Below are 21622 nucleotides of genomic sequence, written 5' to 3'. Positions count from 1 at the left end.
CTCACGCTCCTGTGGCGACGAGGACGACAGCGACCGCCAGGACGACGGTGCCGGCGAGCAGCGCGCTCACATAGGTCTGCACATTGCCGGTCTGGGCGCGCCGTACGGCGATGCCGAGCCAGCGAGGTAGGGCCCCCGCGCCGCGTACGTAGGTGTCGACGACCTCGCGGTCGAGGAACCGGACGAGACTCGCGCCGCCCTGGACCGGGCGGACGAACAGCGCCCGGTACACGGCGTCGAGGTGGAAGCCGACGGCCGCGGGCCGGTGCAGCGGGCCGAGCAGCAGCCGCCCGGGGTCGGCGGGGTCGGGTGCGTACGCCACTCCCCCGTACACGGGCGCGTGGCTGGCGATGGCCTCGGCCTCGACCTGGGCCGCGTCGCCCTCGGGGTGTGCCGCGACCGCACCCAGCGGGACGCGGGCCGCCACGGCCGTGGTGTGCCGCCAGGCGGCGTAGGTGACGATGCCGCCGACCAGGGCCACGCCGGTGCCGACGACGGACGTGGTGAGGGTCGGGGCGAGGTCGTTGCCGTCGAACCAGTCGGGGAGCACGCGGTAGGCGAGCGCGCCGACGGCGAGGGACGGGGCGGCGAGCACCCACAGCACCACGGTCATCGTCAGCGGCTGCCTGCCGTGGTCGGGGGCCTCGGCCCCACGTCCGCGGAAGGCCAGCAGCCACAGGCGCATCGCGTAGGCGGCGGTGAGCAGGGCCGTGATCACGCCTGCCACGAGGACCGTCCAGCCTGCGGCGCCGGGGGCGTGCTCGGTGTGGCCGGTGGCGACGTGTTCGGCGGCGCCGAGGACGGACTCCTTGGAGAAGAAGCCGCTGAACGGCGGGATCGCGGCGAGCGCGAGGAGCGCCACGGTCATCGTCCAGTAGGCGTCGGGGACGCGGTCGCGCAGGTGGCTCATGCGGGACATGGCGGCCAGCGAGTTGGTGCCGGCGGCGTGGATGATCACGCCGGCCGCGAGGAAGAGCAGCGCCTTGAAGGCGCCGTGCGAGAGGAGGTGGAAGACGGCGGCACCGCGGTCGGCGACGGCGAGGGCGCCGGTCATGTAACCGAGCTGGCCGATCGTCGAGTAGGCGAGGACGCGCTTGATGTCGTCCTGGGCGAGGGCGGCGAGGCCCGAGCCGAGCATCGTGACGGCGGCCATGACGGCGAGGACGATCATCGCGGCCTGGGAGGCCGCGAAGACCGGGAGGAGCCGGGCGATGAAGTAGACACCGGCGGCGACCATCGTCGCGGCGTGGATCAGCGCGGAGACGGGCGTCGGGCCCGCCATCGCGTCGGGGAGCCAGGTGTGCAGCGGGAACTGCGCCGACTTGCCGGCCACGCCCGCGAGGAGCAGCAGGGCGATCAGGGTCGGGTGGTCGAGTCCGCCGCTCGCGACGGTGCCGAGGACCTTCGTGATGCGGAAGGAGCCGGCGTCGGTGGCCAGGGCGAACAGACCGATGAGGAAGGGGACGTCGCCGAGCTTGGTCACGAGGAAGGCCTTGATGGAGGCGGCGCGGGCCTCCGGGGTCTCCCAGTAGTGGCCGACCAGGAAGTAAGAGCAGATGCCCATGATCTCCCAGCCGACCAGCAGCACCATCAGGTCGCCGGAGTAGACGACGAGCAGCATCGCGGAGGTGAACAGGGAGACGAGAGCGGCGTACGAGGGGTAGCGCGGGTCCTCGCGCAGGTAGCCCGTCGAGTAGATCTGCACGCAGGTGGCGACGACGCCGACCAGGACGGCGACCAGGGCTGCGAAGCCGTCGACGTGCAGGGCGAGTTCGATCGGGACCGAGCCGGTGGGCGTGAGCTCGGTCGCGGCGTCGATCGCCTGGTCGCCGCCCTGGCGCAGGGCGACCACCGCGGCGAGCACGAGGGACGCGAGCGTCGGCAGGACGGCGAGCGGGCGGACGAAGCCCGGGGCGGTGCGGCCCAGGAGCAGGCCTGATGCGGCACCGAGGAACGGAAGGAGGGGGACGAGTGCGGCGAGGGTGGTCGTGGTCACGCGGTGGCCTCAGCCTTCTCGGCCCGCGGGGCCGTGAGGGCGTCGCGGTCGGGGCCGTCGGTGCCGTGGCTCTCGGCGGTGTCGCGGAGCTTGTCGATGTCCGAGGTGCCGCGGTTGCGGTAGACGGCGAGGACGATCGCCAGGCCGATGCCGATCTCGGCGGCGGCGATGGTGATGGTGAACAGGGTCAGGGCCTGGCCGGAGTGCAGGGTCTCCTCGGCGGTCTTGCTGAGCCAGACGTCGAAGGCGACCAGGTTGAGGTTGACGGCGTTGAGCATCAGCTCGACGGACATCAGGACCAGGATCGCGTTGCGCCGGGCGAGGACGCCGTACAGGCCGGTGCAGAAGAGGAGAGCGGAGAGTACGGCGGGATAGGCGAGGTGCATCAGCGGGCGCCTTCCTGCTCGGCCGGCTCAGTTCCCTCGGACGATCCATTTCGCCCGATCGGGTGATTCCGGGAATCCGGGACGGATGGGGAACTCCCGGTCGCGGACCGGGAGTTCACAGGGGGAGAGCTCGACTCCGCCTTCGCCTTGCGGGACAGGACGATCGCGCCGACCAGGGCGGCGAGGAGGAGGACGGAGAGGGCCTCGAAGGGGAGGACCCAGTTCTGGAAGAGGCTCTCGCCGGTGGCCTTGGTGGAGCCGGCGGCGGGGCCGTCGAGGTCGATCCAGGTGGTGCGGAAGGCGTCGACGACCACCCAGATCAGCGCGGCCGCGGCGGCGACGGCCACGGTGAGGGCGGCCCAGCGGTTGCCGGAGTCGGCGTCCGGGGAGCGGCCGATGGGGGCCTTGGTCAGCATCAGACCGAACAGGAGGAGGACGACGACGGAACCGACGTAGATGAGGACCTGCACCCATGCGATGAACTCGGCGGTGAGCAGGAGGTACTCGACGGCGAGGCCGCCGAGGGTGACCACCAGCCACAGGGCGGCGTGCACCAGCTGCCGGGTGGTGACGGTGATCAGCGCGGCGCCGAAGGTGACCAGGCCGACGAGGAGGAAGGCGATCTCGACGCCGGTCGGGGAGAGGAAGCCGTGGTTTTCGGCGGCGGCCCCGCTGGTCGGGACCGCCGCGAGGAGGCCTGCGGTTGCGGCGAGGGTCATTCCCTGCCCTCCTGCCTCGGCTGGTCCGTCTGCTGCCGGGACTCCCCCGCCGGCCGGGTGGGCTGCTCGGCGGCGCGGGCCTGCTCCTCGGCGTGCGGCTCGGTCGTGCTGGGGGCGGCGGGCTCGGCGGCTGCGGCCTGGGTGGTGGGCTCGGCGGCTGCGGCCTCCTGCTGGGCGGCCAGCTTCTCGGCGGTCTTGCGGGCGGCGGCGATCTCCTTGGGCTCCTCGGCACCGGGGTCGAGGGCGGGCGGGGCCGGGACGGTCCACATCCAATCGCGGAGCTTGTCGCGTTCGTGGGTGAGGTCGCGGATGTCGGTCTCGGCGTACTCGAACTCCGGAGACCAGAACAGGGCGTCGAAAGGACAGACCTCGATGCAGATACCGCAGTACATGCACAGGGAGAAGTCGATGGCGAAGCGGTCGAGGACGTTGCGGCTGCGTTCGCGGCCGCCAGGGGTCGCCGCCGGGACCGTCTCCTTGTGGGAGTCGATGTAGATGCACCAGTCCGGGCACTCGCGGGCGCACAGCATGCAGACCGTGCAGTTCTCCTCGAACAGGCCGATCACGCCGCGGGTGCGGGGCGGGAGGTCGGGCTGGGTGTCCGGGTACTGCGCGGTGACGTGCTTCTTCGTCATCGTGCGGAGGGTGACGGCCAGACCCTTGGCGAGGCCGCTGCCAGGAATGCGGGGCCGGGAGGGCGGTAGAGGCGCAGCCATGGTTACTGGATCACCACCTTGACGATGCCGGTGAGGGCGATCTGGGCGAGGGAAAGGGGGACGAGGAGGGTCCAGGAGAGCTTCTGGAGCTGGTCCTCACGGAGGCGGGGGTAGGTGACGCGGAGCCAGATCACGATGAAGGCGAGGACGGCGGTCTTCAGCAGGGTCCAGACCCAGCCGAGGCCGTCGGCGCCCCAGGGCCCGTGCCAGCCGCCCAGGAAGAGGACGGTGGTCAGGCCGCACAGGACGACGATTCCGGCGTACTCGGCGAGAAGGAAGAGGGCGAAGCGGAGGCCGGTGTACTCGGTGTAGGCGCCGAAGATGATCTCTGAGTCGGCGACGGGCATGTCGAACGGCGGGCGCTGGAGCTCGGCCAGTCCCGCGACGAAGAAGACGATCGCGCCGACGATCTGCCAGGGCAGCCACCACCACTCGAAGGCGTCGAGGATGCCGGGGAGGGAGACAGTGCCGGCCGCCATCGCCACGGAGGCGGCGGCGAGCAGCATCGGGAGTTCGTAGGCGAGGAGCTGGGCGGCGGTGCGCAGGCCGCCGAGGAGGGAGAACTTGTTGGCGGATGCCCAGCCGGCCATGAGGGAGCCGAGGACGCCTACGCCCATGACGGCGAGTACGAAGAAGATGCCCGCGTCGATGACCTCGCCGACCGCGCCCTCGCCCGGGCCGATGGGGATGGCGAGGAGGACGAGCAGGTACGGGAGGAGGGCCACGGCAGGGGCGAGCTGGAAGATACGGCGGTCCGCGCCGGCCGGGACGACGTCCTCCTTCTGCGCGAACTTCACGCCGTCGGCGACGAGCTGGGCCCAGCCGTGGAAGCCGCCGGCGTACATCGGGCCGAGGCGGCCCTGCATATGGGCCATCACCTTGTGCTCGGTCTGACCGATGATCAGGGGGAACGTGAGGAAGACGACGAAGACGATCAGGAGTCGCAGGGTGACGTCGAGCGCGTCGTTCACTGCGGGCCTCCTGCGGGGTTTGTGTCGTCGGCGGTGGGGTCGGTGGGGGCTGCGTCTGTGCGGTCTGCGTCTGCGGGGGTGGCTGCCTTGCCGGGCTTGGGCTGATCGGGGGCCGACTCGGGCTTTGCATCGGTTGCGGGGCGCGGCTCGCTGTCGGGGCGCGGGGCGACCTCGACCTGGACCTCCGCCTCGGCATCGGCCTGCGCCTTCGGAGCATCAGGCTCGGCGGATGCCGCGGGCTTCTCGGCGGTCTCCGGCGCCGGCTCGTTCTCGGTCCGCGGCTCGGGCTCGACGCGTTGCGCCAACTCGTCCTGCGGCTCGGGCTCGGCTCGTCGCTCCGGCTCGTCCTGCGTCTGCGGCTCCGGCTCGGCTCGTCGCTCCGGCTCAGGCTCGGGCTCGTCGAAGGCCGGGCGGGCGTGGTGCCACGGGGCGTCCGGGCTGCGGGGGGCCTTGGGGGGCTTCCGAGTGGCCGATGGGGTCGAGGACGGGGCGGCCTGGCCCGCCTCACCAGCGGACGCCGCGCCGGTCGACGCCGGACCCGGTGCAGGCGTGTCGGACGCCGCGCCAGGCGACGCCGCCTCCGGTGCGGCCGCATCGGACGCGGCCCTCTGGGTCGCGGAGCCCTCCGAGGCGGTGCGCGATCGGCGAGGACCAGCCGCGGTTGCGCCCGTTCCCGGGCGCTGCGACGCCGAGCCTTCGCTCGCGCTGCGCGCACGCCGGGCGGACGGGGTACCGGTCGCGGCCGCGTCTCGGCCATCCCCCGCTCCGCGTTCCTCCGCCGCCCCGCGTTCCTCCGCTCCACCGGTCGTCGTCTCCGCCGCCGCCTCGGCCCGCTGGGTCGCCGAGCCCTCGTCGGCGCTCCGCGCGCGGCGTGGCGTGGCCGGCGTTCCGGGCGTGGTCGGCGTCGGGCCGGTGCCCGACGGATCCGCCGGAGACGCACCCGCCGCTGTCGAGGACTCGGCACCCTCAGCGGCCGTCGAGGACTCGGCGCCCTCAGCGGCGGCCTGGCTGACCGAGCCCTCTGCCGCCGTACGGGCACGCCGCGCCGGGGCCGCCGCAGGAGTTCCACCCTCCGAGGCCGCCCCTTGCTGGCTGACCGACCCCTCCGCCGCCGTACGCGCGCGCCGCCGCTCCGCACCCTCCGGCGATTCCGCCGCAGGAGCGGCGCCCGCCGGGGCCTCCGTCTGGCTCGCGGAACCCTCCGCCGCCGTACGGGCGCGACGCGGCGCGGCACCCGCCGGTGCTCCAGCCGCAGGGGCCCCCGCCTGGCTCGCCGAGCCCTCCGCCGCAGTACGAGCCCGCCGCACCGGCCGCTCCCCCGCAGCCCGTGCCGGACGCTCCCCCGCCGTGCGCCCCGCGCCCCGGGCCGGGCGAGCCGGGGCAGGCGGGAGCTGGCCCTTCAAGGGGCCCCATTCGTTCGGGTCGGGGACGCCGGGGGGCAGCATCTGGCGGCGCTTCGGGCCGCCGTGTTCGGACTCCCCGGGTTCCTTGGCTCCGGGCCAGGCCTTGGCCACGCGGGCTGCCAGGACGAAGTCCTTGCGCAGGGGGTGACCCTCGAAGTTGTCCGGGAGGAGCAGGTGGTCCAGCGCAGGGTGGTCGGCGAACACCACGCCGAACATTTCGTGCGTCTCGCGTTCGTGCCAGGCCGCGCCCGCGTAGACGCCCACGGCCGAGGGCAGCGTCGGCGCCTCGTGCGGGACCGTCGTACGGACCAGCAGCCGCCGTACCGGAGACAGGGCGGCGACGTGGGCCGCGACGCGGAAGCCCGTACCCGGTTCGTCGACCGCGCTCAGCCAGTCGAAGTAGGTGCAGCCGAGCTGGTCGCGGGCCGTCTCCAGCGCCGCGATCCAGGAGGTCGGGGGTACGTCGACCGTCAGGACCTCGTACGACTCCTCGGCCGTGGCCTCCTGGCCGAAGAGGTCCTCGACAGGGGCGGGCAGCCAGCCGATCGTGGTCATCGGTCGGCCTCCCCCGCGTCGGCACCCTCACTACCGTCGGCACCAGCGACACCGCCGCCACCGGCACCCTTTGTACCGGCACCGCCACCACTGGCACCGTCAGCACCGCCACCGTCAGCACTGCCGACACCACCGGCACCGCCAGCCCCACCGGCACCGACACCAGCCCCCGCCCCAGCCGGCGCCTTAACCAACCCACTCTGCAGCGCCGCCGTGGACGGACGCCCCGCCGCGCCCGCGTACCGCTCCCCCAGCGACTCGCGCGCGATCTTCTCCTGGAGCTTCAGAATCCCCTGGAGCAGCGCCTCAGGACGCGGCGGGCAGCCCGGGACGTACACGTCCACCGGGATGATCTGGTCGACGCCCTTGGTGACGGAGTAGGAGTCCCAGTACGGGCCCCCGCAGTTGGAGCAGGCCCCGAAGGAGATGACGTACTTCGGCTCGGGCATCTGTTCGTACAGGCGCTTCACGGCCGGGGCCATCTTGTCCGTCACCGTGCCCGAGACGACCATCAGGTCGGCCTGGCGGGGGCCGGGCGCGAAGGGGATCACGCCGAGGCGGATGAAGTCGTGGCGGGCCATCGACGCGGCGATGAACTCGATCGCGCAGCAGGCGAGGCCGAAGTTGAAGACCCAGAGCGAGTAGCGGCGGCCCCAGTTCAGGATCACCTTCATCGGCTCGGGAGCGAGGCGGGCCAGCGCGCCCAGCCGCTTCGGCTCCGGCAACAGAACCGGCTGCTCGTTGGTGTCTGGCGTCACGTCCATGCCAGGACGCCCTTCTTGTATGCGTAGAGCAGACCCACGGCCAGGAAGCCGAGGAAGACGAACATCTCCACGAGCGTGGTTGCGCCGTAACCAGGGGCGGCGAAGACCGTCGCCCAGGGGAACAGGAAGATCGAGTCGATGGCGAAGATCACGTACAGGAAGGCGTAGACGTAGTAGCGGACCTGGGTGTGGGCCCAGCCCTCGCCGACCGGGTCGACGCCGCACTCGTACGTCAGGAGCTTCTCGGGCGTGGGGACCACGGGACGCAGCAGGCGGCCCGCCCCGAAGGCCACGGCGACGAACAGCACGCCGACGACGGCCAGCAGTCCGACGACCGAGTAGGACTGGAAGTAGTCCGCCGCGACGACGACGGTCTGTTCCGACACGTCCGCCCCTCGCTCCCTGACCTCGTAACCGATGCCCCAGGACCAGTGTCCTGCGACTTGTGAACTCGTGAACACCGCTGTTCCCCGTCGAACACCGCTGTTCCCCGTCGAACACCGCGGTACCCCGTGAACATCGCTGTTCGACGATCTGTACGCACGGGAGTCTAGGCCCTGCTAAAGACACCGTAAGCAGGCAGTCACGCCTTGAGATCTCGTCGAGATGCGACGGCCGGGTGCAGGGCCCGCAGCCCGGCAGGGTCGTGAGGGTGGGGATTTCCCCCGCATACGGGGGCGGCCCGCCTCATGGCGCGGTGGCGCACCGCGCGGCACGCTAGCCCATATGACCGAACGCCCCAGCCCTTCGCGGGACGCCTCCAGGCGGTCCGACAACGAGCAGCCGCCGCTGCCACCCGCCCGTTTCGCCTACGACCGGCACACCTGGAAGGAGATCGCACACCTCCTGGCGAACCTTCCGTTGTCGCTGCTCGGCTTCACCTACGTCGCGACGGTGCTGTTCACCGGTGCGTTCCTGACGCTGACGGTGATCGGGTTCCCGCTGCTCGCGGCCGGGCTGATGGGTGCACGGCAGCTGGGCAAGCTGGAGCGGGCACGCGCGCGTGCGCTGCTCGGAGTGCGGGTGGACGAGCCGAGTCCGCTGCCGTTGCGCGGCGGCAAGGACGGCTTCTTCCCGCAGCTGTGGCTGGCGCTGAAGGACCCGGTGGGCTGGCGCACGATCCTGTACGACTTCATGCGCCTGCCCTGGGGCATCCTCACCTTCGTCATCACGCTGACCTCGCTGTTCGTGCTGTGGCCGGTGCTGCCGTTCATCGCGCGGGGCCTGGCCAACGCGGACCGGGCGATGGTGCGCGGCCTGCTGTCGCCCTCCGACGAGCTGGAGCGCCGTATCGCCGAACTGGAGTCGGACCGGGGGGTCGTCGTGGATACGGCCGCCGCCGATCTGCGCCGCATCGAGCGCGACCTGCACGACGGCGCGCAGGCCCGCCTGGTCAATCTGGCCATGGGACTGGGCCTGGCCAAGGAGAAGCTCCTGGAGGGCCAGGCCGACGAACACGTCGCCGCGATGGTCGAGGAGGCGCACGGCGAGGTGAAGCTCGCGCTGCAGGAGCTGCGCGATCTGGCGCGCGGCATCCATCCGGCCGTACTGACGGACCGCGGTCTGGACGCCGCCCTGTCGGCGGTCGCCTCACGCTGCACGGCGGAGGTGAAGGTGACCGTGGACCTGCTGTCCAGACCGGCCGCGGCCATCGAGGGCATCGCCTACTTCACCGTCTCCGAGCTGCTGCAGAACATCAGCAAGCACAGCGGGGCGAGGTCGGCGTCGGTGGACGTGTGGCGGTCGGAGGACCGGCTGCTGATCCAGGTGTGGGACGACGGCCGCGGAGGCGCGCGCCTCGACGGCGGTACGGGCATGCGCGGGCTCGCCGACCGGCTGGACGCCGTGGACGGCCTGTTCGTCATCGAGTCGCCACAGGGCGGCCCTACGACGGTGACGGCGGAGCTGCCCTGGCGGGACCGCGTCCCCGGGCAGGGGTAGCGGCGGGGGCAGGGGTGACGGCCGGGGTAGGGAAAACCCCCCGTTCAAGACGCCGACGGCCTCCATGGTCCGCCGACCTGCACTCGAGCAGGGTGGAGATACGACGGCACAGCCCCGGCGACCGGGGGCTGACGGGACGAGGAGAACGGACGACGCCGATGGCCACGGAGTACGGACAGGGCTACGGGCAGGAGCTCGGTTTCCCCGAGCGCGGCCGCGCGAGCGGCTTTCCCGAGCACGGCGGCGAGCGACGGCACCGGCTGCCGGCCGGGCTGAGGGCGCCGTTCGAGGCACGCAGCTGGCGCGAGTTCGGGTACGTGCTGCTGAGCCTGCCGATCAGCATCCTGCTGTTCGTGTACGCCGTCACGATGGTGTCGCTGGGGGCGGGCCTGTTGGTGACCTTCCTCGGCATCCCCGTGCTGGCGGCGGGCCTCGCCGGCTGCCGGGGCTTCGGGGCGCTGGAGCGGGCACGCGCGCGTGCGCTGCTGGACCTGGAGGTGGCCGACCCGGAGCCGCTGCGGATGCGCCGGAGCGGCTTCGTGGCCTGGATGGGCGCCGTACTGAAGAGCGGGACGTCGTGGCGGAGCCTGCTGTACGCGGTGCTGCACCTCCCGTGGGCGACGTTCTCCTTCGTCGTCGCCGTGAACGTCTGGGCATACGGCTGGGCGCTGCTGACGTATCCGCTGTGGTTCTGGGTGTTCCCGGTGTGGGCCGGTCAGGACGGCCTTCAGCTGTACGGCGACGAGACCCACCACATCTATCTCGACAACCCCTTCGAGATCGCCGTGACCGCGCTGATCGGACTGCTGTTCACGCTGGCCACACCGTGGATCGTGCGGGCGCTGACGACGGTGGACCGGGTGCTGGTGCACGGCCTGCTCGGGCCGTCGCGGCTGGCCACGCGCGTGGTGGAACTGGAGTCGGACCGCGGTGTGGTGGTCGATACGGCCGCTGCCGACCTGCGGCGCATCGAGCGCGATCTGCACGACGGTGCCCAGGCCCGCCTGGTGGCCCTGGCCATGGATCTCGGCCTCGCGAAGGAGAAGCTCGCGGAGGACCCGCAGGCGGCGGCCCGGATGGTCGACGAGGCGCACGGCGAGGTGAAGACGGCGTTGCAGGAGCTGCGGGACCTGGCCCGCGGGATCCATCCGGCGGTCCTGACCGACCGAGGGCTCGACGCGGCGCTGTCGGCGGTGGCCTCGCGCTGCACGGTGCCGGTGGAGGTGCAGGTCGACCTGGACGAGCGGCCGGTGCCGGCGATCGAGGGGATCGCCTACTTCACGGTGTCGGAACTGCTCCAGAACATCAGCAAGCACTCTCGGGCCACCTGGGCGGCCGTGGATGTGTGGCGGGTGGAGAACCGGCTGATGCTGCAGGTCGTGGACAACGGCATCGGTGGCGCCGACGTCTCCGGGGGGTCGGGGCTGGCGGGGCTGGCCGAGCGGTTGGACGCGGTGGACGGGATTCTGGTCGTGGACTCGCCGGTCGGGGGGCCTACTCGGGTCACGGCGGAGCTGCCCTGGAGGACGGTGTAGTCCGGGGCGCGAACGCACCTCAGCGGCTCCCCCTGGTCTGCCGTACGCAGGCGGATCGGGGGCGGTGCCATGAAGTCCCCCATCTGTGGCCCGGCCCTCCATCCGTGGCGCCGCCCCCACCCGTGTGGTCCCGCCCCCCGTCCGCGACCCAGCCCTCGTCCACACCCGCCATGCCCCAAGCCACTCCTCGCCATGACCCAAAGTCACTCCCCGAGCATGCGCCTCCAAGGCCCCCCTTCGTTCCAGCGCGCTTCGAGCGCGGTCGGGCAGGTTTTCCACAGGCCCCGTGAGGAAGAGCCGATCGCGGGATACTGAGATCGCGAGGGACGACAGGGCCGGGACACGCTCGGCCGAATGCCAAGGTTCGGGGGGCCGAGGATCGTGGAGGACAGGGTGCGGGTGGTCATCGCCGAGGACTCGGTGCTGCTCAGGGAGGGGCTGACCCGGCTGTTGACCGACCGTGGGCACGAGGTCGTGGCGGGGGTGGGAGACGGCGACGCGCTGATCAAGACCATCACGGAGCTGGACGCGCGGGGCGAGCTGCCGGATGTGGTGGTCGCGGACGTACGGATGCCGCCCACGCACACGGACGAGGGAGTGCGGGCGGCCGTACAGCTGCGGAAGGCACACCCCGGACTCGGGGTACTCGTGCTGTCGCAGTACGTGGAGGAGCGGTACGCCACCGAACTGCTGGCCGGTTCCAGCCGTGGAGTCGGCTATCTGCTCAAGGACCGCGTGGCGGAGGTTCGCGAGTTCGTGGACGCGGTCGTGCGGGTGGCCCAAGGGGGTACGGCTCTCGACCCGGAGGTCGTCGCCCAGTTGCTGGGCCGCAGCCGTAAGCAGGACGTGCTCGCGGGGCTCACCCCGCGGGAGCGGGAGGTCCTGGGGCTCATGGCCGAAGGGCGCACCAACTCGGCGATCGCCCGGCAGCTGGTGGTGAGCGACGGCGCGGTCGAGAAGCACGTCAGCAACATCTTCCTCAAGCTCGGGCTGTCCCAGAGCGACGGGGACCACCGGCGGGTTCTGGCGGTCCTCACCTACCTGAACTCCTGAGGATCTGACACCGTGTCAGATAAATGCGGCCCGTCCGGGCCGAGAACCGAAGAGCGAGCGGGGAGCGTCTTGTAAGCAAGCGCCGGGGGGCGTGTAAATCATGACAAGTCAGGGCGGGGAAGCGTCTCAAAATCATGTCCGTCATGCGAATGGCCCCGGGAGGGCGACCTTTGCGGACGTAGGGTTGATCCTGGGAAGGCTTGCGGGAAGGCCATGCCCAGACAGCCGCCTCGAGGGAGGTCCAGTTCAGTGACCAGCCAGGTCAGTAGCCCAGCGGAGCAGGCCGACGAAGCCGTCGTGGGAGAACAGCGCAAACCGGCAGGGACGAAGGACGTCCGCCGGCTGGACCGGGTGATCATTCGTTTCGCGGGGGACTCGGGCGACGGCATGCAGCTCACCGGCGACCGCTTCACCTCCGAAACGGCGTCCTTCGGCAACGACCTGTCGACACTGCCGAACTTCCCGGCCGAGATCCGCGCCCCCGCCGGGACCCTGCCGGGCGTGTCCTCCTTCCAGCTACACTTCGCCGACCACGACATCCTGACGCCGGGCGACGCGCCGAACGTGCTGGTCGCGATGAACCCGGCGGCACTGAAGGCCAACATCGGCGACCTGCCGCGCGGCGCGGAGATCATCGTCAACACGGACGAGTTCACCAGACGGGCGATGCAGAAGGTGGGCTACGAGACCTCGCCGCTGGAGGACGGTTCGCTCGACGGTTACAGCCTCCATCCGGTGCCGCTGACGACGCTGACCGTCGAGGCACTGAAGGAGTTCGACCTCACCCGCAAGGAGGCCGAGCGCAGCAAGAACATGTTCGCGCTGGGCCTGCTGAGCTGGATGTACCACCGCCCGACCGAAGGCACCGAGAAGTTCCTGAAGTCGAAGTTCGCCAAGAAGCCCGACATCGCGGCGGCCAACATCGCCGCCTTCCGAGCGGGCTGGAACTTCGGCGAGACGACCGAGGACTTCGCCGTCTCCTACGAGATCGCCCCGGCCACGAAGGCCTTCCCGGTCGGCACCTACCGGAACATCTCCGGAAACCTCGCTCTGTCCTACGGACTGGTCGCCGCGTCTCGCCAGGCGGACCTGCCACTCTTCCTGGGCTCGTACCCGATCACCCCGGCCTCGGACATCCTGCACGAGCTGAGCAAGCACAAGAACTTCGGCGTACGGACCTTCCAGGCCGAGGACGAGATCGCCGGCATCGGCGCGGCCCTCGGGGCGGCCTTCGGCGGCTCGCTCGCGGTGACCACGACCTCCGGCCCGGGCGTGGCCCTGAAGTCCGAGACCATCGGTCTTGCCGTGTCGCTGGAGCTGCCGCTGCTGATCGTGGACATCCAGCGCGGCGGCCCGTCCACCGGTCTGCCGACCAAGACGGAGCAGGCGGACCTGCTGCAGGCGATGTACGGCCGCAACGGCGAGGCGCCGGTCCCGGTGATCGCCCCGTGCACCCCGGCCGACTGCTTCGACGCGGCCCTGGAGGCGGCGCGGATCGCACTGACGTACCGCACGCCGGTGATGCTGCTGTCGGACGGCTACCTGGCCAACGGCTCCGAGCCCTGGCGGATCCCGGAGCTGGACGAGCTGCCGGACCTGACCGTGCAGTTCGCGCAGGGGCCGAACCACACCCTGGAGGACGGCAGCGAGGTCTTCTGGCCGTACAAGAGAGACCCGCAGACCCTCGCCCGGCCATGGGCGATCCCGGGCACGCCGGGCCTGGAGCACCGGATCGGCGGCATCGAGAAGGAGGACGGCACGGGCAACATCTCCTACGCCCCCGCCAACCACGACTTCATGGTCCGCACCCGCCAGGCCAAGATCGACGGCATCGAGGTGCCGGACCTCGAGGTCGACGATCCGCACGAGGCGAAGACGCTGGTGCTGGGCTGGGGATCGACGTACGGCCCGATCACGGCCGCGGTCCGCCGCCTACGCAAGGCCGGCGAGTCCATCGCGCAGGCGCATCTGCGTCACCTGAATCCGTTCCCACGCAACCTGGGCGTGGTACTCGGACGCTACGAGAAGGTGGTGATCCCCGAGATGAACCTCGGTCAGCTCGCCACCCTGGTCCGCGCGAAGTACCTGGTGGACGCCCACTCGTACAACCAGGTCAACGGCATGCCGTTCAAGGCGGAACAGCTCGCCAAGGCTCTCAAGGAGGCCATCGATGCCTGAGACGTCCGCGGAAGGCACGGGCACGATCGAGGCGCTCTCGCTCGTCCCCAAGGCCGAGGCCCGCCAGTCCATGAAGGACTTCAAGTCCGATCAGGAAGTGCGCTGGTGCCCCGGCTGCGGTGACTACGCGATCCTGGCCGCGGTCCAGGGCTTCATGCCGGAGCTGGGCCTGGCCAAGGAGAACATCGTCTTCGTCTCGGGCATCGGCTGTTCGTCCCGCTTCCCGTACTACATGAACACGTACGGCATGCACTCCATCCACGGCCGCGCCCCCGCGATCGCGACGGGGCTGGCCTCGTCGCGCCGGGACCTGTCGGTGTGGGTGGTGACCGGTGACGGTGACGCGCTGTCGATCGGCGGCAACCACCTGATCCACGCCCTGCGCCGCAACGTCAACCTCAAGATCCTGCTGTTCAACAACCGGATCTACGGACTGACGAAGGGGCAGTACTCCCCGACCTCCGAGGTCGGCAAGATCACCAAGTCGACGCCGATGGGCTCGCTGGACGCCCCCTTCAACCCGGTGTCGCTGGCGATCGGCGCGGAGGCGTCCTTCGTGGCGCGCACGATCGACTCCGACCGCAAGCACCTCACCCAGGTCCTGCGCGAGGCGGCCGCGCACCGGGGCACGGCGCTGATCGAGATCTACCAGAACTGCAACATCTTCAACGACGGCGCCTTCGAGGTCCTCAAGGACAAGCAACAGGCCGAGGAAGCGGTGATCCGGCTGGAGCACGGGCAGCCGATCCGCTTCGGGGCGGACGGTTCGCGCGGTGTCGTGCGTGACGCCCAGACCGGCGACCTGAAGGTGGTGACGGTGACCCCGGAGAACGAGTCGCAGATCGTGGTCCACAACGCCCACTCCGCGTCCTCCACCACCGCCTTCGCCCTGTCCCGCCTGGCCGACCCGGACACCCTGCACCACACCCCGATCGGCGTGTTCCGCGCGGTGGACCGGCCGGTGTACGACACCCAGATGGCCGACCAGCTGGACTCTGCAATCGAGCAGAACGGCAAGGGGGATCTGGCGGCACTGCTGGCGGGTGGGGACACCTGGACGGTCGTCGGCTGACCGACTCCTTCGAGCAGCGGGAGGGCCTGGGGTGTCGTACGGCACCCCAGGCCCTCCACCATCAATCGGCCGCCGTGTCCGACTCAGGCCCGACGACCCACCACTCCTCCAGGTCATCCAGCCGCTCGTTCATGATGGCGTCGACCGCCCTGCCGGTCCGCGCCTCCAGCGACTCCGGCGGCAGCATTCGCCGGTGCTCGGACGTCCGCGCCCAGTACTGGACGAAGACGGCACTCTTGCTGAGCACTTTCAGGTGCCCCAGAAGTTCGTTTCGGTCCGTCGCTCCCACCTCATGGGCGAGCAGGAGCAGCCCATATTGCTTGTTGGCCAGGAGCATCTGCCGCCGCTCGTCCTCAGAGAGATCACTTAGCGTGCTCAACCCGGCGGCCAGCGCCGGATCATCGATCGCCCGGTCCAGTTGCTCGGCGAAGAGAGCGCGGACTCGGATCTTGTTGGCCAGCTGCAGTTGCTCCGCCACAGCGGCCATGGCCTCTCCGACCTGGGTGAACGCGCGCACAAGGTCCCGGAAGAGCGCTTCTTGATTCGGTAACACCACGCAGAGACACCCCCGCATACCATGGCCGTGCGCGTCGTGACCCATAAGCCGGCGCACGGCATACGAAATCACCGCGTTCCAGCCTGCCGGGCTGCACAAGTCGGCGCGGGAGGCGGAAAGGGGGCGCACGGAGGCGCGTCAGGGCCCGCCTGCAATGCCCTGCAAACGGAGGCAATCGCTGCGAACTGTGTCGTTGGCAGGGTGCCCTGGAGAAGATCGCGATAGCGTGTCCGGACTGTCTCCGGGTTACAGAAGAGGCTCCGAGTGCCCCGCGAATTCCCTGCTCTCAACGTGATCCGTCGTCTAGGGGATCCGCCCAAGCTGAGGGGCAGCCAGACTTCGGAGAGCTGTCCGGACGTCTTCGAGCTGAGCGATGGCAACTTCGCCGTCATCGGCACCGAAGCCACGGAGGCGCTGGAACCTCTCCTCCCTGCCGACGCTGCACGTGCCACCTACGAACGCATCGTCGTGATCAGTCGCGAGACCCTGATCCGCGCCAAACGGGACATCCCCGACGCCTGACCGCACAGCATCCGGCGCCGCGCCGTTGTCTCGTCATCCCCGTCGGGGCACCGGTCAGCCGGAGGTGGACGGTCCCACGATCCACCACTCCTCCGGATCATCGGCCAGTTCCTCCATCATGACGTCGACGGCCGCGCCGACCCGGGCCTCGACCGATCCCTCCGGGATGCTCCGCCGGTGTTCGGCTGTGCGGTCCCAGTACTCGGCGAAGATGGCGTTGCGGCACAGAATGCGGACGTGTCCGAGAAGTTCGCTCCAATCGAGCACTCCAACACGATGGGCGAGCAAGAGCGAGCCGTACTCCCGGTTTGCGAAGAGCAGTTGGCGGCGCTTCCCCTCGGAGAGGCCCGTCAGGGTGCTCGAAGCATCCGCCAGGGAAGGATCGTCGATCGTTCGATCCATCTGGTCCAAGGTCAACCGGTACTGCTGGATAAGGTTCGCCCGATGAATCTCCTCGGTCATCAGCCTGAGCTGCCCGAGCAGGTCCAGCAGGATCTCCTCCTGGCGCCGGCGGCGGGTGCCGCGGGCGAAGAAGTCACGAAGCAGACCGAGTCCCGCCGCTACCGCAGAACCGATCCTGCTGGCCCGCGCGGCCGGAATCTGTGTGGCCATGTCAAGCAATCCCCCTGGATCCGGTGACCGCGCACCGAAGGGCGGATCGTGGGCGGGTGCGCGGTGGGCGTAGCACTCCGCCCCAAGCGTGCCCGGCGACTCAAGGCGGCGTGGGAGCGGAGAGGGGGCGCATGGAAGGACGTGTCTCGCATGTCGACCGACGCCCTGACATATGTGTGCCCCCAGGCGCCGTCCGCATTCCTTCGGACGGGACCCGGACTCCTACGTCATCCCTGCTCAGGGGCGCTCCTCCGCGCGTCGTACGCCTCGCGCGCCTGCTGCACCTCCGCCATCCGCTCCTGGGTCCACAGCGCCAGCCCGCGCACCTGTTCCGCCGCCTCGCGACCCAGATCGGTCAGGGAGTAGTCGACCCTCGGCGGGATCACCGGCTTCGCGTCGCGGTGGACGAGGCCGTCGCGCTCCAGGGTCTGCAGGGTCTGGGTGAGCATCTTCTCGCTGACGCCCCGGCCTCCCCACCGGCCGATCGCCCGGCGCAGCTCACTGAAACGGTACGGGCGTTCCAGGAGCTCGATCAGGACGAGGACTCCCCAGCGGCTGGTGAGGTGCTCCAGCACCAGGCGGTGCGGGCACATCGCCTCGCCGGTGTCGTATCCGCCCGTCGTCGCGCCCACCACGGTGCTTGTCGCGCCTGCCAGGTTACTTACGGCCATGCCAGTACCTTACTTCAAAGTGGGTACTTTCGCTGAGTTAGCGCCACTCCTAGGGTTAGTGCCAACGCACCCCACAAGGAGTCACACATCATGAGCATCGTCGTCACCGGAGCCACCGGACACCTGGGCCGCCACGTCGTGGAGCAGCTGCTGGAGAAGGTTCCGGCCGACCAGGTCACCGCCGTCGTCCGCACCCCCGAGAAGGCCGCCGACCTCGCCGAGCGCGGCGTGAGGATCGCCGTCGCCGACTACAACGCCCCCGAGACCTTCGACGGCCTGTTCGCGGCCGGCGACAAGGTGCTGCTCATATCCGGCAACGAGTTCGACAAGGGCCGCGTCGGCCAGCACCAGATCGTCATCGACGCCGCCAAGGCCGCCGGCGTCGCCCTGCTCGCGTACACCAGCGCCCCCGGCAGCCTGACGGCCGCCCTCGCCGACGACCACCGGGGCACGGAGAAGGTGCTCCTGGCCTCCGGCCTGCCGTACACGCTGCTGCGCAACGGCTGGTACCACGAGAACTACACCGAGAACCTCGCCCCGGTCCTGCAGTACAACGCGGTCACCCACGCCGCCGGCGAGGGCCGCGTCTCCTCCGCCTCCCGCGCCGACTATGCGGCCGCCGCCGTGGCCGTGCTGACCGGCGAGGGGCACGAGAACAAGACGTACGAACTGGGCGGCGACGCCGCCTGGAGCTTCGCCGAGTACGCCGCCGAGCTGAGCCGGCAGAGCGGCAAGGAGATCGCCAACAACCCCGTCTCCGTCGAGGCCTACACCGGCATCCTGACCGGCGCCGGGCTGCCCGAGCCGCTCGCCGCGATCCTGGCCGGCGTGGACGCCTCCGTCGCGAAGGGCGAGCTGGTCGTCGACAGCGGGGATCTGTCCCGTCTGGCCGGCCGTCCGACCACTCCGCTCGCCGACGCGATCGCGGTCGCGGTCAAGGGCTGAGTTCCGCCGCGGCTTCCGTAGGCCGCCCACCTCGACCGACCTGGCCGCCCGGCGGCACCGGGGCCCCGATGCCCCTGCCGCCCCGCCGGCCCCGGACCCCGGACGGCCCGGACGGCCCGGACGGCCCGGCGGCCCCGGAAGCCCCGGCCCCCCGGCGGCTCCGGCGGCTTCGGCGGCTTCGGCCGCCCCGAGGGCTGCCCCCCCAGCCCGCCTCGGGCCCCCCGTGTGTCATGACCGTATGGCGATACGGGCATGACACGCGGGGGCATTCGGCGTTACCTTCATGCGGGCCGTCATACGAGCGCGGCCAGGTGTGGTGCGAAGGAGGGGCCGTGACCGGGACGTCCAAGGGCGAGCGGCGTGTAGGACTGCTGAACGGCTTCGCCGCATACGGGATCTGGGGGCTCTTCCCGCTCTTCTGGCCGCTGCTGCAACCCGCCGGGTCGGTCGAGATCCTCGCCCACCGAATGGCCTGGTCCCTCGTCTTCGTGGCGGCCGTGCTCGTTGTCGTACGGCGCTGGGCCTGGGCGGGTGAGCTGATACGGCAGCCGCGGCGACTGGCGCTCGTCGCCGTGGCCGCGGCTGTGATCACCGTCAACTGGGGTGTCTACATCTGGGCCGTCAACTCGGGCCATGTCGTCGAGGCCTCGCTCGGGTACTTCATCAACCCGCTCGTCACCATCGCCATGGGCGTCCTGCTCCTGAAGGAACGGCTGCGGCCCGTGCAGTGGGCGGCGGTCGGGGTCGGCTTCGCGGCGGTGGTGGTGCTGACCGTCGGGTACGGCCGGCCGCCGTGGATCTCCCTCGTCCTCGCCTTCTCCTTCGCCACGTACGGGCTGGTGAAGAAGAAGGTCAACCTCGGCGGGGTCGAGTCGCTGGCCGCGGAGACCGCGATCCAGTTCCTGCCCGCGGTCGGGTACCTGGCCTGGCTCACGGCACGCGGAGAGTCGACGTTCACGACGGAGGGCCCCGGCCACGCCGCGTTGCTCGCGGCAGCGGGCGCCGTCACCGCGCTGCCCCTGGTGTTCTTCGGCGCGGCCGCGATACGGGTGCCGCTGTCGACGCTGGGGCTGCTGCAGTACCTGGCGCCGGTCTTCCAGTTCCTGCTCGGGGTCCTGTACTTCCACGAGGCGATGCCGGCCGAGAGGTGGGCCGGGTTCGCGCTGGTGTGGCTGGCGTTGACGCTGCTGACGGCAGATGCGTGGCGCGCGGCGCGGCGCTTGCGGGCCACCGAGGTCAATCTGCCGCGAGTCGAGAAGCCTGCCTCCGCTGCAGTGGACGTCTGATCTGGGGGCTGCCGCCCCCAGACCCCCGCTTCGGCTCCGAAAGGACCTCGTCCGTAAACGCCGGACGGGCTGAATACCTCCCGACCGGCGATTCTCCGTTGCCGCCCGCTCCCCCCACCCCCTATGAGTGGTCCCATGACTCAGGCATCCGGCACCACACCGACCCCCGTCCACTGGAAGCTCGTCGTCGACTGCGCCAACCCCCAGTCCCAGGCCGACTTCTGGGCTGCCGCGCTGCACTACGAGGTCGAGGACAACAACGCCCTCATCGAGCGGCTCCTGGAGCTCGGCGCGCTGCCGCGCGAGGCCGTCGTCGAGTTCCACGCCCGGCTCGCCTTCCGGGACCTGGTGGCCGTACGGCATCCGGACGACCCGTATGACCAGGACAGCGGGACGGGGCTGGGGCGGCGGCTGCTGTTCCAGCGGGTGCCGGAGGCGAAGACCGTCAAGAACCGGCTCCATCTCGATCTGCACGCGGCGGCCGGGGAGCGCGAAGCCGAGGTCGGGCGGCTGGAGGGGCTGGGCGCGAGTGTGCTGCGGCAGGTGAAGGAGCCGGGCGGGGAGTGGGTGGTGATGGCGGATCCGGAGGGGAACGAGTTCTGCGTGCAGTGAGGCACACAGGGTTTTCCCTAGGCCCTTCTTGCGTTTCTCCCAGTCTGAACTTCCTGTCCAGATAGGGACCTTGACGGAGAGTCAGTCACAGCTCCACCATCCAGGCACCCCATTCACTGTGGATCCCCTGTGGTCACCCCACGGGGATCCCCCTGGAATTCGGAGCCCCCCACATGAAGCTCCCCGTCTCCTGGCGCGCGTCGGCGTCCGCCGCAGTCGCGGCCGCCACGCTGCTGACCAGCGGTTCCATAGCCGGCGCGGCGACCGAGGCCGACGTCGAGGCCGCCGCCGCACCCGACATACCCGTGGCGAGCGTCAAGGCCCACCTCACCCAGCTGCAGTCCATCGCCACCGCCAACGGCGGCAACCGCGCCCACGGCCGCCCCGGCCACAAGGCCTCGCTCGACTATGTGAAGGCCAAGCTGGACGCCGCCGGATACACCACGACCGTCCAGCAGTTCACCTCCTCGGGCCGTACCGGCTACAACCTGATCGCCGACTGGCCCGGCGGCGACACCAACCAGGTCGTCATGGCCGGCTCGCACCTCGACAGCGTCTCCTCCGGCGCCGGCATCAACGACAACGGCTCCGGATCGGCCGCGGTCCTGGAGACCGCGCTCGCCGTGTCGCGGGCCGGCTACCACCCCACCAAGCATCTGCGGTTCGCCTGGTGGGGCGCGGAGGAGCTGGGGCTCGTCGGCTCCCGTTACTACGTCAACAACCTCTCCTCCGCCAACCGCGCGAAGATCAGCGGCTATCTGAACTTCGACATGATCGGCTCGCCCAACCCCGGCTACTTCGTCTACGACGACGACCCCGCGATCGAGAAGACCTTCAAGGACTACTACGCCGGCCTCGGTGTCCCGACCGAGATCGAGACCGAGGGCGACGGCCGCTCCGACCACGCCCCGTTCAAGAGCGCGGGCGTACCGGTGGGCGGGCTGTTCACGGGGGCGAGCCGTACGAAGACCGCGGCTCAGGTGGCCAAGTGGGGCGGCACGTCGGGGCGGGCCTTCGACCGCTGCTACCACTCGTCCTGCGACACCACGTCCAACATCAACGACACCGCCCTCGACCGGAACAGTGACGCCGTCGCGTACGCGGTGTGGGAGCTGTCGGAGTGATCTGC

At 70.6% G+C, this 21622-nt stretch carries 21 protein-coding genes; 10 read left to right on the top strand and 11 right to left on the bottom strand.

Going from position 1 to position 21622, the window contains the following annotated elements:
• Position 1 precedes the first annotated feature (1 nt).
• The 8 genes from ACZ7L6_RS24110 to ACZ7L6_RS24075 are packed head-to-tail and all read right to left on the bottom strand — an operon-like array spanning position 2 to position 7896.
• Positions 2-1996 carry an NADH-quinone oxidoreductase subunit 5 family protein gene (locus ACZ7L6_RS24110; RefSeq protein ID WP_471927164.1) on the bottom strand — a complete coding sequence of 665 codons (1995 nt, stop codon included), beginning with the start codon at positions 1994-1996 and terminating at the stop codon, positions 2-4.
• Complete coding sequence (gene nuoK / locus ACZ7L6_RS24105; RefSeq protein ID WP_471927162.1) at positions 1993-2382, bottom strand: NADH-quinone oxidoreductase subunit NuoK; 390 nt, start codon at positions 2380-2382, stop codon at positions 1993-1995. The genes ACZ7L6_RS24110 and nuoK overlap by 4 nt, the downstream gene beginning before the upstream one ends.
• Positions 2382-3101, bottom strand: coding sequence for an NADH-quinone oxidoreductase subunit J family protein (locus tag ACZ7L6_RS24100; RefSeq protein ID WP_471927160.1), 720 nt, complete (start codon positions 3099-3101; stop codon positions 2382-2384). Before ACZ7L6_RS24100 ends, nuoK begins: the two co-directional genes overlap by 1 nt.
• Positions 3098-3817, bottom strand: coding sequence for a NuoI/complex I 23 kDa subunit family protein (locus tag ACZ7L6_RS24095; protein ID WP_471927158.1), 720 nt, complete (start codon positions 3815-3817; stop codon positions 3098-3100). The genes ACZ7L6_RS24100 and ACZ7L6_RS24095 overlap by 4 nt, the downstream gene beginning before the upstream one ends.
• A gap of 2 nt (positions 3818-3819) precedes the next feature.
• Entirely contained in the window at positions 3820-4788 is a 969-nt protein-coding gene (locus ACZ7L6_RS24090) for a complex I subunit 1/NuoH family protein (protein ID WP_471927156.1), read from the bottom strand.
• On the bottom strand, positions 4785-6746 hold the full coding sequence (locus tag ACZ7L6_RS24085) for an NADH-quinone oxidoreductase subunit C (protein WP_471927154.1): 1962 nt from the start codon (positions 6744-6746) through the stop codon (positions 4785-4787). The genes ACZ7L6_RS24090 and ACZ7L6_RS24085 overlap by 4 nt, the downstream gene beginning before the upstream one ends.
• Entirely contained in the window at positions 6743-7510 is a 768-nt protein-coding gene (locus tag ACZ7L6_RS24080; protein WP_471927152.1) for an NADH-quinone oxidoreductase subunit B, read from the bottom strand. The genes ACZ7L6_RS24085 and ACZ7L6_RS24080 overlap by 4 nt, the downstream gene beginning before the upstream one ends.
• Positions 7501-7896, bottom strand: coding sequence for an NADH-quinone oxidoreductase subunit A (locus ACZ7L6_RS24075; protein ID WP_471927150.1), 396 nt, complete (start codon positions 7894-7896; stop codon positions 7501-7503). The genes ACZ7L6_RS24080 and ACZ7L6_RS24075 overlap by 10 nt, the downstream gene beginning before the upstream one ends.
• A gap of 340 nt (positions 7897-8236) precedes the next feature.
• Here ACZ7L6_RS24075 and ACZ7L6_RS24070 point away from each other — a divergent pair, with 340 nt between their 5' ends.
• The 5 genes from ACZ7L6_RS24070 to ACZ7L6_RS24050 all read left to right on the top strand — a co-directional run bounded on the left by ACZ7L6_RS24070 (position 8237) and on the right by ACZ7L6_RS24050 (position 15289).
• Positions 8237-9451: a sensor histidine kinase gene (locus ACZ7L6_RS24070; protein ID WP_471927148.1), complete on the top strand. Its 1215-nt coding sequence runs from the start codon at positions 8237-8239 to the stop codon at positions 9449-9451.
• A 158-nt stretch (positions 9452-9609) separates the two neighbouring features.
• On the top strand, positions 9610-10986 hold the full coding sequence (locus ACZ7L6_RS24065) for a sensor histidine kinase (protein ID WP_471927146.1): 1377 nt from the start codon (positions 9610-9612) through the stop codon (positions 10984-10986).
• 354 nt (positions 10987-11340) lie between these two features.
• Positions 11341-12039: a LuxR C-terminal-related transcriptional regulator gene (locus tag ACZ7L6_RS24060; RefSeq protein ID WP_471927144.1), complete on the top strand. Its 699-nt coding sequence runs from the start codon at positions 11341-11343 to the stop codon at positions 12037-12039.
• A 249-nt stretch (positions 12040-12288) separates the two neighbouring features.
• Positions 12289-14217: a 2-oxoacid:acceptor oxidoreductase subunit alpha gene (locus tag ACZ7L6_RS24055; RefSeq protein ID WP_471927142.1), complete on the top strand. Its 1929-nt coding sequence runs from the start codon at positions 12289-12291 to the stop codon at positions 14215-14217.
• Complete coding sequence (locus ACZ7L6_RS24050) at positions 14210-15289, top strand: 2-oxoacid:ferredoxin oxidoreductase subunit beta (RefSeq protein WP_471927140.1); 1080 nt, start codon at positions 14210-14212, stop codon at positions 15287-15289. Before ACZ7L6_RS24055 ends, ACZ7L6_RS24050 begins: the two co-directional genes overlap by 8 nt.
• 61 nt (positions 15290-15350) lie before the next feature.
• On the opposite strand, the gene ACZ7L6_RS24045 is transcribed toward ACZ7L6_RS24050, so the two are convergent.
• Positions 15351-15863 carry a DUF6082 family protein gene (locus ACZ7L6_RS24045; RefSeq protein WP_471927526.1) on the bottom strand — a complete coding sequence of 171 codons (513 nt, stop codon included), beginning with the start codon at positions 15861-15863 and terminating at the stop codon, positions 15351-15353.
• 276 nt (positions 15864-16139) lie between these two features.
• Here ACZ7L6_RS24045 and ACZ7L6_RS24040 point away from each other — a divergent pair, with 276 nt between their 5' ends.
• Entirely contained in the window at positions 16140-16367 is a 228-nt protein-coding gene (locus ACZ7L6_RS24040; protein WP_471927524.1) for a hypothetical protein, read from the top strand.
• Between the two features lie 54 nt (positions 16368-16421).
• Here ACZ7L6_RS24040 and ACZ7L6_RS24035 read toward each other — a convergent pair whose 3' ends face one another.
• Together ACZ7L6_RS24035 and ACZ7L6_RS24030 are read right to left on the bottom strand one after the other, a co-directional pair.
• Positions 16422-16979: a DUF6082 family protein gene (locus ACZ7L6_RS24035; RefSeq protein ID WP_471927138.1), complete on the bottom strand. Its 558-nt coding sequence runs from the start codon at positions 16977-16979 to the stop codon at positions 16422-16424.
• Positions 16980-17206: 227 nt separating this feature from the next.
• Complete coding sequence (locus ACZ7L6_RS24030) at positions 17207-17572, bottom strand: winged helix-turn-helix transcriptional regulator (protein ID WP_471927522.1); 366 nt, start codon at positions 17570-17572, stop codon at positions 17207-17209.
• A gap of 168 nt (positions 17573-17740) precedes the next feature.
• Here ACZ7L6_RS24030 and ACZ7L6_RS24025 point away from each other — a divergent pair, with 168 nt between their 5' ends.
• The 4 genes from ACZ7L6_RS24025 to ACZ7L6_RS24010 all read left to right on the top strand — a co-directional run bounded on the left by ACZ7L6_RS24025 (position 17741) and on the right by ACZ7L6_RS24010 (position 21617).
• Positions 17741-18595: an SDR family oxidoreductase gene (locus tag ACZ7L6_RS24025; RefSeq protein WP_471927136.1), complete on the top strand. Its 855-nt coding sequence runs from the start codon at positions 17741-17743 to the stop codon at positions 18593-18595.
• Between the two features lie 332 nt (positions 18596-18927).
• Positions 18928-19881: an EamA family transporter RarD gene (rarD, locus tag ACZ7L6_RS24020; RefSeq protein WP_471927134.1), complete on the top strand. Its 954-nt coding sequence runs from the start codon at positions 18928-18930 to the stop codon at positions 19879-19881.
• Positions 19882-20016: 135 nt separating this feature from the next.
• Entirely contained in the window at positions 20017-20493 is a 477-nt protein-coding gene (locus ACZ7L6_RS24015) for a VOC family protein (RefSeq protein WP_471927132.1), read from the top strand.
• 173 nt (positions 20494-20666) lie between these two features.
• On the top strand, positions 20667-21617 hold the full coding sequence (locus ACZ7L6_RS24010) for a M28 family metallopeptidase (protein WP_471927130.1): 951 nt from the start codon (positions 20667-20669) through the stop codon (positions 21615-21617).
• Positions 21618-21622 lie beyond the last annotated feature (5 nt).

The organism is Streptomyces sp. NPDC107522 (genome assembly GCF_055657525.1).
Note: the sequence above shows the minus strand (reverse complement) of the source record. Positions and strands in the feature narration are given on the sequence as shown.

Coding starts and splice junctions, on each gene's coding strand:
- nuoK (WP_471927162.1), bottom strand. CDS start 2,382: ATGCACCTCGCCTATCCCGCCGTACTCTCCGCTCTCCTCTTCTGCACC.
- ACZ7L6_RS24100 (WP_471927160.1), bottom strand. CDS start 3,101: ATGACCCTCGCCGCAACCGCAGGCCTCCTCGCGGCGGTCCCGACCAGC.
- ACZ7L6_RS24095 (WP_471927158.1), bottom strand. CDS start 3,817: ATGGCTGCGCCTCTACCGCCCTCCCGGCCCCGCATTCCTGGCAGCGGC.
- ACZ7L6_RS24085 (WP_471927154.1), bottom strand. CDS start 6,746: ATGACCACGATCGGCTGGCTGCCCGCCCCTGTCGAGGACCTCTTCGGC.
- ACZ7L6_RS24080 (WP_471927152.1), bottom strand. CDS start 7,510: ATGGACGTGACGCCAGACACCAACGAGCAGCCGGTTCTGTTGCCGGAG.
- ACZ7L6_RS24070 (WP_471927148.1), top strand. CDS start 8,237: ATGACCGAACGCCCCAGCCCTTCGCGGGACGCCTCCAGGCGGTCCGAC.
- ACZ7L6_RS24065 (WP_471927146.1), top strand. CDS start 9,610: ATGGCCACGGAGTACGGACAGGGCTACGGGCAGGAGCTCGGTTTCCCC.
- ACZ7L6_RS24060 (WP_471927144.1), top strand. CDS start 11,341: ATGCCAAGGTTCGGGGGGCCGAGGATCGTGGAGGACAGGGTGCGGGTG.
- ACZ7L6_RS24050 (WP_471927140.1), top strand. CDS start 14,210: ATGCCTGAGACGTCCGCGGAAGGCACGGGCACGATCGAGGCGCTCTCG.
- ACZ7L6_RS24045 (WP_471927526.1), bottom strand. CDS start 15,863: ATGCGGGGGTGTCTCTGCGTGGTGTTACCGAATCAAGAAGCGCTCTTC.
- ACZ7L6_RS24035 (WP_471927138.1), bottom strand. CDS start 16,979: ATGGCCACACAGATTCCGGCCGCGCGGGCCAGCAGGATCGGTTCTGCG.
- ACZ7L6_RS24030 (WP_471927522.1), bottom strand. CDS start 17,572: ATGTGCCCGCACCGCCTGGTGCTGGAGCACCTCACCAGCCGCTGGGGA.
- ACZ7L6_RS24025 (WP_471927136.1), top strand. CDS start 17,741: ATGAGCATCGTCGTCACCGGAGCCACCGGACACCTGGGCCGCCACGTC.
- ACZ7L6_RS24015 (WP_471927132.1), top strand. CDS start 20,017: ATGACTCAGGCATCCGGCACCACACCGACCCCCGTCCACTGGAAGCTC.
- ACZ7L6_RS24010 (WP_471927130.1), top strand. CDS start 20,667: ATGAAGCTCCCCGTCTCCTGGCGCGCGTCGGCGTCCGCCGCAGTCGCG.